Here is a 14,080-nt window from a genome sequence, read left to right on the forward strand (position 1 = left end):
TAACCGGAGAAAACCCTTCGAAACCCCTGAATGACGCAGGGCCCGCATTGATAGGCTGAATGCATGATCAATTCCTCGAACGACCGCTCCTCGAACGAACGCCGAGCGAGCACGACCTCGCGGTCGATTGGCGAACTCGTCGCCTCGATCAAGAACGAATTCACCTCCGTGATCGACCAGCAGGTCGCAATCGCGAAGAAGGAAATCACCGGGATCGCCGTCAAGGGCGGCGCCGTTGCGGCGCTTGCCGCGGTTCTCGTGTTCTTCCTCCTGAGCGCGTGGGTGATGTTCCTCTTCTTCTGCGCGTGGGGCCTTGTGGCACTCGGTCTGCCGGCATGGGCGTCGTTCCTCATCGTGTGTGGCGCGCTCGTGGTACTCGGCGCGATCCTCGGCCTCATCGCCTACCTGATCGTCAAGAAGATCACCGCGCCCGAAGTCACCATCGAGACCGCTAAGAGCGCCGTCGAATCCGTTCAGGGAAAGCGCCGCGCCAATAGCGTTGACTACGACGACGCTTTCGAAGAACTCTACGGTAAGCAGGTCAGCGCCGCGACGCCGCGCGAGATCTGACATTACGACCAACACGAAGCGAGGGGCGCCGCAAGCGCTCCTCGCTTTTTCGGTACCCACGAGAGGCTAGGCTTAAGACGTGACTCTACGACTGCATGACTCGAAGACCAGGACCGTTTCGGACTTCACCCCGCTCAAGGACGGTGAAGTCTCGCTCTACGTGTGTGGGCCGACTGTCCAGGACGGTCCCCACGTGGGGCATATCCGCACGTTCCTCGCGTTCGACGTGCTCGTGCGGTGGCTGCGCAGGAGCGGTTACCGCGTGACTTACGTGCGCAACGTGACTGACATCGACGATAAGATCCTCGCGCGCGCCGCCGAGGAAGGTGAGCCGTGGTGGAAGTGGTCGTACGCCAACGAACGAAAGTTTGGCGAGATCATGGACCGGCTCGGCGCCGTGCGCCCTGACTACGAGCCCCGCGCGACCGGTCACGTCACGGAGATGATTGACTTCATGCAGCGGCTCATCGAGCGCGGCCACGCCTATGCTGACGGGGAAGGAAGCGTCTACTTTGACGTATCCTCCCTGCCCGAATACGGCTCGCTCACGAACCAGTCCATCGAGAACATGGTTGACGATGCGGAAGCCGCCTCCAACCTCAAGCAGGACCCTCGAGACTTCGCCCTGTGGAAGAAAGCAAAGGACGGCGAACCCACGACAGCGAAGTGGTCAACCCCGTTCGGCGAAGGGCGGCCCGGCTGGCACCTTGAGTGCTCGGCGATGGCGAAAAAATACGTGGGGGAGAGCTTCGACATTCACGGTGGCGGCCTTGATCTTCGCTTCCCGCACCATGAAAACGAGCAAGCCCAAAGCTACGGAGCTGGCTACGGCTTTGCGCAGCACTGGATGCATTCGGGGATGCTGACGGTCGACGGGATGAAAATGGGCAAGAGCCTCGGCAACTTCATCACGGCCGAAGACGTCCTCGCCAAGCACTCGGCAGCAGCCGTGCGCCTCGCGATCGTTGGCTCCCACTACCGCACCAACGTGGAGTTCAACGAGACCACCCTCGCGGAAGCCGAGACCGTGCTCTCGCGCCTCGAGGGCACCCTCACGCGCGCACTCGAAGCAGTCAGCCAGCAAGGCGCGAGCGAAGCCCTGCGCGAGGTAGGCGAGAGCGAGCTTCCCGCGCGCTTCGTTGACGCGATGAATGACGACCTTTCCGTCGCCGAAGCTCTCGCCGTGATCCACGAGCGCCAGGGCGAACTGAACTCGCTTCTTGCCGAGCACACGAGCGACGCCCACGAGATTGCGCGCCGCGTAGGCGAGCTTCGCGACATGCTCGATGTTCTGGGACTCGACCTCGCGGGGCCCCAGTGGGCCGACGAATCAAGCGCCACCAATGCCGAACACGACGCCCTCGATGCGCTCATTAGAGCCCAACTCGAGGAGCGCGCCGAGGCACGTGCCAACAAAGACTGGGCGAGCGCCGACGCGATCCGAGATCGCTTCGCTGCCGCCGGCATTCGCATCGAAGACTCCGCGGGCTCCTCCCGCTGGAGCCTCACGAACTAGGAGAGACCATGGCAGGACACAAGAGCTCCCGCAAGGGCCCGAAGGTCGGATCCGGCGGCGTGCGCCGCCGCCGCCTCGAAGGGCGCGGCCCCACCCCGAAGGCGGAGGATCGCCCGCATCACAAGGCCTACAGGGGAACGCACGACACCGTCGGAAAATCCGGTGCCAAATCCGGCAAGCGCCGCCCACCGCGCAAGTCCCCTAAGGACACTGCAAACCGCCCCACGGTGATCGCGGGACGCAACTCCGTTCTCGAGGCGCTCCAAGAAGGCGTGGAGGCACTCTCGCTCACTCTTGCCATCCGGCTTGATGCAGACGAGCGCGTACGCGAGATCATGCGCCTTGCCCATCAAAAGGGCCTTCAGCTGCACGAAGCCACACGGGCCGAACTCGACCGACTCACCGACGATGCTATTCACCAGGGCGTCGCTCTCACCCTCCCGCCCTACGAGTACGCGAATCCCGCGGATCTCCTCGAGATCGCCGCGAATAATTTCGATACCCCGCTTCTCATCGCACTCGATGGCATCACCGACCCACGCAATCTCGGGGCGATACTCCGTAGCGCGGGCGCGTTCGGCGCCCACGGTGTGATCATTCCCGAGCGTCGAAGCGTCGGCATGACCGCGAGCGTCTACAAGGTTGCTGCGGGCGCCGCGACGCGCGTGAAGGTCGCCCAGGTGACGAACCTCAACCGCGCGATCGACTCGCTCAAGAAACAGGGTGTCTTTGTCGTTGGTCTCGATGCCGATGGTGAACTCGAGCCGCGGGATATGGACCTCGCAACGTCCCCGATCATGCTCGTCATCGGTGCCGAAGGCAAGGGAATTTCACGACTCACGCGCGAGAAATGCGATGCGATTGTGTCGATCCCGATGGCGGCCGCGACCGAATCGCTCAACGCCTCTGTAGCCGCCTCGATCGTGCTGTACGAGATTGCAGGCACGCGCGCTCGCACGGGCCGAGCCTAACGTCAGCGGGGTCTAGAACTCCGTGTCCGTCACAATCGGAATCGCCGAGGTCTCCGACGTGATGAGGGCGCGTTCGTCTTGGCGATAGGTAAGGACGTTCAGGATGTAGTCCTGGACGGCCTTATCCCACGTCACATCCTTGCCGAGGCGCTGCGACATGAACCACTTGTGTTCGAGAAGCTCGTGGTAGAACTCGGGAGCCGGGAGCTTCTTGCGCATCGAGCGCGGGATCGCCCGCACGACCGGCTCATACTGCTCCTGAAGCCACTCGTGGGCGACGAACTCTTCTTCCTCACCCTGCTGATTCGTGAGAACCCGGTACTGGTCGAGGTCGTTAAGGAGTCGGCGCGCCTGGTTTTCTTGAGCGTCGATTCCCGTAAGGCGCATGAGCCGCCTTCTGTGGTGCCCGGCATCCACAACTTTCGGCTGCACCGACACGGTCGTGCCGTCGAGATCGGTTGTCATGTCGAGCTCGTCGACGTCGAAACCGAGCTCGTTAAGTTTCTCGATACGGGCGCTCACGCGCCAGCGTTCATTCGCGCTGAATGTTTCGCGGCCAGTGAGCGCATCCCACAGCTCGGTGTACCGCTCGAGAAGGAGATCACCGATGGCAATGGGATCAACGTTGTCAGGCAGCTGCTCTGCAGCCTGGAGATCGAGCATTTCGCCCACGATATTGGTGCGCGCAATGTCGAGATCGTATTCGCGCTGGCCCGTCGTCAGCTGGCTTTCGAGTTGACCCGTTTCGACGTCAACGATGTAGGCGGCGAACGCGCCCGCATCGCGCTTAAAGAGGGTGTTGGAAAGCGAGACGTCACCCCAGTAGAAGCCGACGAGGTGGAGGCGGACGAGCAGCACGGCAAGCGCGTCAAGAAGCTTGCGTGCCGTGTCTTCGCTGTTGAGCTGGGAGAACACCGCCCGGTAGGGGAGGGAGTACTGAAGGTGCCTCGTGATCAGGATGGCGTCGAGGTCGCGGCCGTCCTCGGCCGATTCGCGCCCGCTCACAACCGCAAACGGTTCAACGGCGGGGATTCCGAGTTTTCCGAGCAGACGCAAGGTCGTGAATTCGGCGCGCGCGAGGTTTTCGTTGATTTCCTTGAGAGCGAGAACTCGCCCGCTTACACGGGCAAAACGGACGACGTGTCGCGAGATGCCGCGGGGGAGCGATGCGAGGAGCGAATCGGGCCAGTCGGCAAGGGGGAGGCTCCACGGCAGATCGAGGAGTGCCTCGTCCGCTCGCGCTGCGGAGATCTCGATGGGTGCCATGCCTTCTATTCTCTCCTACTCGCGGGCTATGTATGCAAAGAAGGCACGCGATTCGCGTGCCTTCTTTGTGAATGTTTCCTCGTTTGAGGAGTGAGGCGATTAGTCGCCGAGACGGTTGCCCGACTTCAGGTCGAACAGGTGCACGTGGTCAGCCTTCGGCTGGAAGTGCACGGTCTCACCCTTCTGCGGAGGACGGCGGCCGTCGACGCGCGCGATGATCGGCTTGTCCGTTTCGCCCGCGCCAGCGAGGCGGCCGTACACGTAGGCGTCAGCGCCGAGCACCTCGACCATGTCGACCTCGACGGGGAGGCCGTCCGCGGCGAGCTCGAGATCCTCGGGGCGCACACCGACGGTGACGGCCTTCTCATTCGACTCCGAGAGGGTCGAGCGATCCACGAGGATCACGGAGCCGCCGAAGGCGACGCCCTGGTCGGTGAGGGGCTGCTCGATGAGGTTCATGGCGGGCGAGCCAATGAAGCCCGCAACGAACACGTTGTTCGGGTGATCGTACATGCGCTGCGGCGAGTCGATCTGCTGGAGCACGCCACCGGCGAGAACGGCGACGCGATCGCCCATCGTCATAGCTTCGGTCTGATCGTGGGTCACGTAGACGGTCGTGACGCCCAGGCGACGCTGGAGCGACGCGATCTGAGTACGGGTCGAGACGCGGAGCTTCGCGTCAAGGTTCGAGAGCGGCTCGTCCATGAGGAACACCTGGGGCGAGCGCACGATTGCGCGGCCCATGGCGACACGCTGGCGCTGACCACCCGAGAGAGCCTTGGGCTTACGGTCGAGGTACTGCTCGAGGTCGAGGATCTTTGCGGCCTCTTCAACGCGCTTGCGGATCTCATCCTTCGGCGTGCCCGCGATCTTGAGTGCGAAGCCCATGTTGTCGGCAACCGACATGTGGGGGTAAAGGGCGTAGTTCTGGAAGACCATCGCGATGTCGCGGTCCTTGGGCGGCACGTTCGTGACGTCGCGGTCGCCGATGAAGATGCGGCCTGCATCGATCTCTTCGAGACCGGCGAGCATGCGCAGCGAGGTGGACTTACCGCAGCCCGAGGGTCCAACGAGGACGAGGAATTCGCCGTCTTCGATCTCGATGTTGAGGTCGTCAACCGCGGGCTTGTCGCTGCCCGGGTAGATACGGCTTGCGTGGTCGTAAATAACCTTTGCCATGGGTATTCCCTTCACCGGCAGGTACGTGCCGGACGATCCGTTGTGAAGTACAGTCAGCGGTCTTTGCTGACGTATGGACAACAATACCCCACTGTGGCGCCGACCATATGGGACGCGCCGAGGGGTGTTCCCGACCTTCCGCACGCGCGGGGCCGTAGTGTTGTCGGGGGAGTCCGACGCTTGCCGCCACCCGGAGTTCCTTCTGCTTTCGCTGCGGACAGGAGCGTGGAAGAAAAGACGCGGCCCGGCCCTTCGAGGCGATGACGATAGACGACGAAAGGCGGCGATGGCATGACGAGCCTCGCGCAACTGATTGAGAAAACCCTTGCAAAGAGGCCGAGCGAAAACGCTCCGCTCCGGATCGTGCAGGCGGGGCATCCGGCACTTCGCGCCAAGTCAAAGGATGCCGCCGGCTCGCTCGATCCGGAGCTCCTTGCGCAATTCATTGACGCGCTCGTCGTGACGATGCACGATGCTCCCGGCGTCGGGGTCGCTGCCCCGCAAGTGGGGGTCCCGATTCGCGTCGTTGTCATGGAGGATGTCGTTCGCGAAGAGGGGGAGGAGCGCGACGCCGATGACGAGCTCTACGACCGTGACAATCTTCCCCTCATGGCAGTCATCAACCCGCGCTACGAAGAGATTGACGGCGAGAGCATCGTGACGTTTGGGTGGGAGGGTTGCCTTAGCGTCGACGGCTGGCGCTCGCTCGTGCCGCGTCCAAAGAGCGTACGCGTGCGCGGTACGGCAATCGTCGCCGGCGGTGAGGTTCGTGAACTCGACGAGGTCTGGACCGGCTGGCGCGCACGAATTTTCCAGCACGAGAGTGATCATCTCGATGGCATTTTGTGTCATGACCGCGGTGTTGAACGTTCGTTTGTGCAGGATTCCTACCTGCATCGATACACCGAACTTTCAGACGCGGTTCGCTACCTTGGTCTGCGCGGTGACGTGGCCAAACTTGAGCCCGGCACCGTTGATCTTCACCGCACGCGGGCGTAAAAGAGCCCGGATGCGCCGATAGCGTCCACGATAAGGAGAGCAATGGCCTCGAAGGACCTGCGCACGTCTAAGAAATCGAGCGGGAAGGGACAGGGCGAAGAATCGCTCATCGATGACAAACAATTCGAACTGATCGATAAGGCTCTGGCGCTTCAGGGGCCGATTGCCCGCAAGTACGTCGATTCTCTTCGCCGCAAGAACCCCACGTGGAGCGATGAGCAGATCATCGCTCGGCTCGAGGGGCACTTTACGAAGCTGGCCGTTGCCACGGGCGTCGGCATTGGCGGCGTAGCCGCACTTCCCGCGGTGGGTACCGCCACAGCGGTCGCCCTCACCGCGGGCGAGGGCTTCGCCTTTGCCGAAGCATGCGCCTTTTTGACGCTCGGCACCGCGCACGTGCACGGTGTCGATATGAGTGATCCGACGGTGCGCCGCACGGTTATTCTCGCCATTCTCGGCGGTGAGCGTGGCGCCGCGATCGTCACAAAGGCCCTCGGCAAGAGCGGCCTGCAGTGGTCGACGGTGCTCGATGGCATGGCACCTCCATTTGTCGCAGATGCGGTGAACACGCAAGTCAATCGCTGGATTCGGCGTACGGTGACGCGTCGCTTCACGGGGCTGTGGGCCGGGCGCCTCATCCCGTTTGGTATCGGTGCAGTGATTGGTGGTCTCGGGAACAAGGCACTTACCAAGACAGTGATCGAAGCCGCCCGAGAGGTTTTTAGCCACGTGGATGATCCGGTCCCTTCGACGCTTGCCGAGAAGACCGAAGGTCTCGACGACTAGCGAAAACGTCGCTTTCGAAATAATGAGGGCGCTCCCGATAAGACGGGAGCGCCCTCATTATTGGGGGATACGGACTAGATGTCCTGGGTGAACTCGTTTTCGTGTTCCGTGCCCTTCGCGCGGCGGTAGGAGGCGCGGATTTCCTCTTCCGCGTCATCCCGGCCTTCCCAGTGAGCACCTTCCACGCTCTTGCCGGGCTCAAGATCCTTGTAGACCTCGAAGAAGTGCTGGATCTCGAGTCGGTGGAACTCCGAAATGTCGGTGAGCTCCTGCCGACGGATCTGGCGCTTGTCGCCAACGGGGACCGCGACGATCTTGTCGTCGCCGCCCGACTCGTCACGCATGCGGAACATTCCCAGTGCGCGGCAGCGAATCAGGCAGCCGGGGAACGTCGCCTCTTCGAGAAGGACGAGGACGTCGAGCGGGTCGCCGTCCTCACCGAGCGTGCCCTCAATGAAGCCGTAATCATCGGGGTATCGGGTTGCTGTAAAGAGCATGCGATCGAGCCGGATGCGACCATTGTGATGGTCGACCTCGTATTTGTTGCGATTCCCCTTCGGGATCTCGATCGTGACGTCGAATTCCACGTGTGTGACTCCATTGCCTAAGGTGTTCTATGTGACCGAGGGGCGTGCCCTCTGCGTGTAACAATAGCGAAGTTCAGCGCTCGCAGGCGCTCGATTGTGCCGCGAGTGGTTCATGCGCGCGTAAACTTTGCACGAAGTCACAGACACGCAGGGCGCGTGGCGCGTTTTCCTGAGGCGAGAAGGAGTGGGCAGTAATGGCGAATTCGAAGGCAGTGGAGGTTCTCGCTGCTGCCCTCGCCCTCGCGCTGCCATTGTCCTTTTATACGTTTGGCGACCTCGTCGATGCTTTTCCGGGCGTGCTTACCGTGCGCACGCAGAAGAACGCCGTGGTCGAAGGTGTTCCTGCCGAAGGTGAATCGTGGGAGCGCACGGATGACGAGCGTCCGTACGATGCAGTATCGCCGGCAGCGAGCGTGAGCGCAGATCAGATTAACGCCGCGATAGCAGCCCTTCCACGGCTCAAGGCGTTCTCGGGCAAGGTTTCTTATGCGGTCGTGGACGCGTCGACCGGCGACATCATCGCCGAGCACGGATCAGGCGTGCAGCTCACCCCCGCCTCGACCATGAAGCTTCTGTCCGCGCTTGCCGCTGCGAAGGCTATTGGTCCGGATACAACGTTTACGACGCGAGCCGTGCTCGACGGAGAGCGTCTCGTGCTCGTCGGTGGTGGCGACAACCTCCTCACCGTGCAAGCGAAGGAGACAAAAGAGGGCGTCGAACGAGCCTCGCTTGCTTCGCTCGCCGATCAGAGCGCAGCAAAGCTCAAAGAGGAAGGGCGCACTAAAGTCCAGCTCGTTTTCGACGACTCGCTGTTCGGCAACGATCCGGTCAATCCGGCGTGGGGCGATAACGGCCCGGCCGGTGGGTGGGTTGCTCCAATTACCCCGCTCGGCGTGGATGGTGGCCGCGCCGACGGCACGCCCTACGGCCCGAAAGTCGAGGATCCATCCCTCGAAGCGGCGAAAGCATTCGCGCAGCTCTTGAACGAGCGCGGTATCACGGTAGAGGCGGTGCCTACTCGCGCTTCCGCTCCCGAGGGGGCGCGCGAGATCGGTGCCGTGCACTCCGCGCCGCTACGCGACTTAATCGAGCACACGCTCCTGTATTCCGATAACTCGCTCGCAGAAACGCTCGCGCGACTTTCCGCGGTGCACACGGGACATCCCGGAACGGTTGCTGGGGCGCGAGAGGCGGTCAAAGCCGAGCTCGACGAGGTCGCTCGGGAAGGCGGCTTCACCACCGAGGGGCTCGTGATTGCTGATAATTCGGGCCTCTCGAAGGACAACCGAATCTCACCGTTGCTTCTTGCGCAGCTCACGGCGTGGGCGTCGGGGGAGGCGCCCACTGCGATCAAGGATACTTTCGCGCTTGTCCCAATCGGTGGCCTTACAGGGACTCTCACGAAACGCTTTGGCGAAGATGGTGCGGAGCAAGCGCGCGGAATCGTGCGCGGGAAGACGGGCACCCTCTCGGGGACCTCGACCCTTGCAGGCACGATGGTGCTGGCTGACGGCCGTGTGGTTGGCTACGCGATTTTCGCCTACGATTCAACCTCGGCAGGGTACGGGGAAGCGCGAGCAGTCGTGGACTATGTGGCGAGCGCTATTGTCGCCGCGGGAGGTCCGACGCCTGCCGGCCTCTATGACTCCTCTGCTTCGGCTGAAGGCGGCGGAGCGCCCGAGGGGGACGGGCAGTGAGCGGCCCGCCCGAACCAGTTGCCCGTGCTCGCGTAGCGGTGAAAGCCGCCCTCGCCTCCCGGCTCGAGGAATGCGCCGACCGCTCCGACGGGGCTGGCCTTCTACCGCGCGTTCTCGTGGGGGTGAGCGGCGGCGCAGATTCGCTTGCCCTCGCCGCGACGACCCAGTGGGTCGCGTCACGGCTCGGACTCGAAGTCGAAGCTGTGCTCATCGACCACGGCCTATCAGAGCACTCCGCCTCGGTGTCTGAGCGGGCGGCGCTCCAGTGCGAGCGGCTCGGGCTTGCACGCTGCCACATTCGCCGGATCCACGTCGATACCGCCGGAGAAGGCGGGCTTGAGAACGCGGCGAGGGTCGCCCGCCACGAAGCCTTCGAGGCAGCCCTCGAGGAGCGCCACGCGCTCGGACTTCTCCTCGGGCACACCCTCGACGATCAAGCTGAGCAGGTGCTGCTCGGGCTCGCACGCGGAGCGGGGGCGCGCTCCCTCGCGGGGATTCCCCGCCAGCGGGGAGCACTCCTTCGCCCTTTCCTCGGGACGGGAAGGGACGAGAAGACGGGGCTGTGGCGGCGTGATACCCGGGCCGTGTGCGACGCCCTCGATCTCGACGTGTGGGACGATCCCATGAACGACGACGAGAAATACTTGCGGGTCGCGGCCCGTACGCGCGCCTTGCCGATGCTCGCCGAGATTCTCGGCGAGCAGGTGGCCGCGAACCTCGTGCGGACCGCCGACCTTCTGCGAGACGATGCCGACTACCTCGACAAAGAGGCGGAAGAGGCCTATGCGGGCCTGCGTCGGAACCCCCCGAGTGCCACCCCCGGACTACTCGCGCTTGACGCTTATTCCCTGGCCCCGCTTGACCGAGCCCTGCGCACGCGCGTGCTGAAGCGCGCCATCGCCCATGCGAGCGCGCGTTCGGGCTCGAGTTCCGGGAAGTCGCTCCTTCGGCGTCAGATCCTTCACGTTGACTCCCTCATTTCCGCCTATCGAGGCCAGGGTCCCATCCCCCTTCCGGGTAAGATCGAAGCGGTACGCGACGAAGGACTCATCGTTTTCCGGGCCCGAGACAGTCGCGTGCGCGATACATCAGGCTGAGGCCCCGTGACCTCGATAACGCGACGCACCGGGAAGGACCCCCATGACCATGGATGAGGACGTCGAGCGCATCCTGCTCGACGAGCAGGCGATCCGCGAGCGGATCAGCGAACTCGCCGCAGAGATTGATCGCGACTACAAAGATGAGGCCCCGATTCTCGTTGGCGTGCTCAAGGGTGCAGTCATGGTCGTGGCGGATCTCGCGCGCGCCATCACGCTTGACGTGGACATGGATTGGATGGCCGTGAGTTCTTACGGCAGCGGCACGAAATCTTCGGGTGTCGTGCGTATTCTCAAGGACCTGAGCGCTGATATCACCGATCGCCATGTGCTCATCGTCGAGGACATCATCGACTCCGGCCTGACCCTGAGCTGGCTTCGCACCAACCTCCGCTCGCGCGGGCCAAAGAGCGTCGAAATCTGCACCCTCCTGCGCAAGCCGGAGGCGGTCAAGGTCGATATCGACGTGAAATACGTGGGTTTCGACATCCCGAACGAGTTCGTGATCGGTTACGGCCTCGACTATGCCGAGAAGTACCGCAACCTTCCCTACATTGGGATTCTCAAGCCAAGCGTCTACGCCGATTGAGAACATTGGGGCTTCTGACAGCCCCTGTCCAGCGATTCGGGGTAGATTCGCGCTCATTCACCATACGCGCGCGGGGCGTTTGCTCCGCCCTCAAGAGAACGTAAGAATTAGCACCTCACATGGCAGAAAAAAAGAAATCCCCCGCCCGTAATCTGTGGCTGTGGAGCCTCGCGACTCTCGCGATCGTTCTTCTCGCGCTGAGCTTTTTTGGACGCGGCGGTTTCCAAGACATCGACACCGAGCAGGGGCTTGAGCTCCTCAAAGGCAACACCGTTGAGCAAGCCGAAATCATCGACGGCAATCAACAGCGCGTCAACCTCGTGTTGACGAAAGACTTTGAGGACAAGGGGAAGCGGGTCGCGTTTTCGTACGTCACCGCCCGCGGCGATGATGTCGTCAAGGCCGTGAGCGAAGCGAAGCCGGCGAAAGGCTACACGGATAAGATCGCAACACCGTCGTGGTGGAGCCAGCTCCTGCTCACTTTCTTCCCCCTCCTCGTGATCCTTGGCCTCTTCTGGTTCTGGATGATGAACGCCCAGGGTGGCGGGCGCGCCATGCAGTTTGGCAAGTCGAAGGCGAAGCTCTTCAACAAGGACATGCCGAAAGTGACGTTCGCGGATGTTGCGGGTGCTGAGGAAGCGGTCGAGGAGCTCGATGAGATCAAGCAGTTCCTCGTGAGCCCCGAGCGCTATCACGCCGTAGGCGCGAAGATTCCGAAGGGCGTCCTCCTCTACGGCCCTCCGGGCACGGGTAAGACCCTCCTCGCGAAGGCCGTTGCCGGTGAGGCAGGGGTCCCGTTCTACTCCATTTCGGGCTCCGACTTCGTGGAGATGTTCGTGGGCGTTGGTGCGAGCCGCGTGCGCGATTTGTTCAATACGGCGAAGGAAAACGCGCCGGCGATCATCTTCATCGACGAGATCGACGCCGTGGGGCGCCACCGTGGAGCCGGCATGGGCGGCGGCCACGACGAGCGCGAGCAGACCCTCAACCAGATGCTCGTCGAGATGGACGGTTTCGAGGAGCATCAAAACGTCATCCTCATCGCCGCGACCAACCGCGTCGACATCCTCGATCCGGCGCTTCTTCGCCCGGGTCGTTTCGACCGCCAGATTGCGGTGGAAACTCCGGACCTCAAGGGGCGACGCAAGATCCTCGAGGTGCATGCGAAAGGCAAGCCTCTCGCTGCCGACGTCGATCTCGATAACATCGCGCGCCGTTCGATCGGCATGAGCGGTGCCGATCTCGCCAACGTTCTCAATGAGGCTGCGCTTCTCACGGCTCGTTCGGGCAATCAGATTATTGACATGCGTGCACTCGATGAGGCGATCGACCGAGTTTCGATGGGCCCGCAGCGCTACTCGAAAGTCATGACCGAGCGCGAGCGCCAGATGACGGCCTACCACGAGGGTGGACACGCACTCGTCGCCGCGGCACTCAACAACTCGGCTCCCGTCACGAAGGTGACGATCCTGCCGCGCGGTCGCGCGGGCGGGTACACGATGGTGGTGCCGACGGCCGACCGCAACTATCAAAGCCGCAATGAGCTTCTCGACCGTCTCGCCTACGCGATGGGTGGCTACGCAGTTGAAGAGGGTATCTTCCACGATGTCACGACCGGCCCGAGCTCCGATCTCAAGAATGCGACGGGCATCGCCCGCGCGATGGTCACTGAACTCGGTATGAGCGGTGTTGTGGGCCAGGTGGCCCTGAGCAAGGGACAGGACGAGGTCTTCGTAGGCATGCAGCAGGGCCAGGGTCCCGGCTACAGCGAGGACACGGCTCGCCTTATTGATGAAGAGATTCGCCGCTTGCTCGACAACGCGCTCGATGAAGCGTGGAGCGTCATCAAGACCAACCGCCCCGTGCTCGATCATCTCGTCGAGGAACTCCTGGAGAAGGAGACTCTCGGCGAGAAGGAACTCGCGGAGATTTTCAAAGACGTCACGAAGCGCCCGCCGCGCGAGGTGTGGCAGTCGAGCGAGGACCGCCCCGTGTTTACCGAGCCCCTCGCGGGTAGCGACCGCCCCGGCACGATCGGTAGCAGCGTTCCTGATGGCACCGAGAACCAGCAGGCTGGCGAGGAACTCGGCGGCACCCCGCCCGAGCTTCCGCAGCCGGGTGATGGTTCACCGCACATCCCCGGTGCCGAGTAGCGCGCTCCTTACGTCCCTCGCGAGCCGGGCTCGCGTGAAGAAAGAAGGATTCATGACTGAGAACCACAATGCCGTGGAGAACATCGATCGCGAAAGGATTGAGCGCGCCGTGCGCGAGATCCTCGAAGCGGTTGGTGAGGATCCAAGCCGCGACGGGCTTGTGGATACGCCTAGTCGCGTCGCCCGTATGTACGCGGAGGTTTTTCGCGGCCTCCACGAGGATCCCCGCGTCCACATGCAGACGAAGTTTGAGGTCGAGCACCGCGAGCTCGTTCTTGTCCGCGATATTCGCTTCTACTCCATGTGCGAGCACCACCTCGTGCCGTTCTTCGGCCGCGCCCACGTGGGGTACGTTCCCGGCAAGGATGGAACTGTTGCGGGGCTGTCCAAGTTCGCAAGGCTCGTCGAAGGGTACGCGGCGCGGCCCCAGGTGCAGGAGCGGCTCACCAGCCAGATCGCCGATGCGATCCACGAGGAGCTCCAGGCACACGGCACGATTGTCGTTCTTCAGGCCGAGCACCTGTGCATGGCGATGCGTGGCGTGAAGTCTCCGAATGCGGAGACCGTGACGAGTGCCGTGCGCGGCTCCCTGCAATCGAACGCGGCCACGCGTTCGGAGGCGATGAGCCTCATTCTCACGGGCCTGCACCACTGAAATATGCGACACCGC

The 14,080-nt window shown here is 62.9% G+C and carries 13 protein-coding genes; 10 read left to right on the plus strand and 3 right to left on the minus strand.

Features of this window, described 5'->3' with window-relative positions; translation table 11 throughout:
- Nucleotides 1-63: 63 nt before the first annotated feature.
- The 3 genes from FXY94_RS06930 (at nt 64) to rlmB (ending at nt 3,057) form a co-directional block, all read left to right on the plus strand.
- Entirely contained in the window at nt 64-570 is a 507-nt protein-coding gene (locus FXY94_RS06930) for a phage holin family protein (RefSeq protein ID WP_016664315.1), read from the plus strand.
- Nucleotides 571-649: 79 nt separating this feature from the next.
- Nucleotides 650-2,086 carry a cysteine--tRNA ligase gene (cysS, locus tag FXY94_RS06935; RefSeq protein WP_016664316.1) on the plus strand — a complete coding sequence of 479 codons (1,437 nt, stop codon included), beginning with the start codon at nt 650-652 and terminating at the stop codon, nt 2,084-2,086.
- An 8-nt stretch (nt 2,087-2,094) separates the two neighbouring features.
- Nucleotides 2,095-3,057 (plus strand): 23S rRNA (guanosine(2251)-2'-O)-methyltransferase RlmB, encoded by a 963-nt coding sequence (gene rlmB / locus FXY94_RS06940; RefSeq protein ID WP_016664317.1) that lies wholly within the window; start codon nt 2,095-2,097, stop codon nt 3,055-3,057.
- Nucleotides 3,058-3,069: 12 nt separating this feature from the next.
- Here rlmB and FXY94_RS06945 read toward each other — a convergent pair whose 3' ends face one another.
- Together FXY94_RS06945 and FXY94_RS06950 are read right to left on the minus strand one after the other, a co-directional pair.
- Nucleotides 3,070-4,323 (minus strand): DUF4032 domain-containing protein, encoded by a 1,254-nt coding sequence (locus FXY94_RS06945; protein WP_016664318.1) that lies wholly within the window; start codon nt 4,321-4,323, stop codon nt 3,070-3,072.
- Nucleotides 4,324-4,422: 99 nt separating this feature from the next.
- The gene (locus tag FXY94_RS06950) at nt 4,423-5,502 is read right to left on the minus strand and encodes an ABC transporter ATP-binding protein (RefSeq protein WP_016664319.1); all 1,080 of its coding nucleotides are present in this window, start codon (nt 5,500-5,502) and stop codon (nt 4,423-4,425) included.
- 291 nt (nt 5,503-5,793) lie between these two features.
- Here FXY94_RS06950 and FXY94_RS06955 point away from each other — a divergent pair, with 291 nt between their 5' ends.
- Together FXY94_RS06955 and FXY94_RS06960 are read left to right on the plus strand one after the other, a co-directional pair.
- The gene (locus FXY94_RS06955; RefSeq protein ID WP_016664320.1) at nt 5,794-6,501 is read left to right on the plus strand and encodes a peptide deformylase; all 708 of its coding nucleotides are present in this window, start codon (nt 5,794-5,796) and stop codon (nt 6,499-6,501) included.
- A 42-nt stretch (nt 6,502-6,543) separates the two neighbouring features.
- Nucleotides 6,544-7,287, plus strand: coding sequence for a hypothetical protein (locus FXY94_RS06960; RefSeq protein ID WP_016664321.1), 744 nt, complete (start codon nt 6,544-6,546; stop codon nt 7,285-7,287).
- A gap of 74 nt (nt 7,288-7,361) precedes the next feature.
- Here the strand turns inward: FXY94_RS06960 and FXY94_RS06965 are convergent, their stop codons facing one another.
- The gene (locus FXY94_RS06965; protein WP_016664322.1) at nt 7,362-7,874 is read right to left on the minus strand and encodes an inorganic diphosphatase; all 513 of its coding nucleotides are present in this window, start codon (nt 7,872-7,874) and stop codon (nt 7,362-7,364) included.
- 194 nt (nt 7,875-8,068) lie between these two features.
- Here FXY94_RS06965 and FXY94_RS06970 point away from each other — a divergent pair, with 194 nt between their 5' ends.
- The 5 genes from FXY94_RS06970 (at nt 8,069) to folE (ending at nt 14,065) form a co-directional block, all read left to right on the plus strand.
- Nucleotides 8,069-9,571: a D-alanyl-D-alanine carboxypeptidase/D-alanyl-D-alanine-endopeptidase gene (locus FXY94_RS06970; RefSeq protein WP_016664323.1), complete on the plus strand. Its 1,503-nt coding sequence runs from the start codon at nt 8,069-8,071 to the stop codon at nt 9,569-9,571.
- A complete protein-coding gene (tilS, locus tag FXY94_RS06975) occupies nt 9,568-10,668 on the plus strand; it encodes a tRNA lysidine(34) synthetase TilS (RefSeq protein ID WP_016664324.1) in 1,101 nt (366 codons plus the stop codon). Before FXY94_RS06970 ends, tilS begins: the two co-directional genes overlap by 4 nt.
- Before the next feature lie 43 nt (nt 10,669-10,711).
- Nucleotides 10,712-11,257, plus strand: coding sequence for a hypoxanthine phosphoribosyltransferase (hpt, locus tag FXY94_RS06980; RefSeq protein ID WP_016664325.1), 546 nt, complete (start codon nt 10,712-10,714; stop codon nt 11,255-11,257).
- Nucleotides 11,258-11,376: 119 nt separating this feature from the next.
- Complete coding sequence (gene ftsH / locus FXY94_RS06985) at nt 11,377-13,410, plus strand: ATP-dependent zinc metalloprotease FtsH (RefSeq protein ID WP_016664326.1); 2,034 nt, start codon at nt 11,377-11,379, stop codon at nt 13,408-13,410.
- A 52-nt stretch (nt 13,411-13,462) separates the two neighbouring features.
- Nucleotides 13,463-14,065: a GTP cyclohydrolase I FolE gene (folE, locus tag FXY94_RS06990; RefSeq protein WP_016664327.1), complete on the plus strand. Its 603-nt coding sequence runs from the start codon at nt 13,463-13,465 to the stop codon at nt 14,063-14,065.
- Nucleotides 14,066-14,080: the final 15 nt, after the last annotated feature.

The organism is Dermabacter jinjuensis (assembly GCF_902381725.1).
GTDB lineage: Bacteria > Actinomycetota > Actinomycetes > Actinomycetales > Dermabacteraceae > Dermabacter > Dermabacter hominis.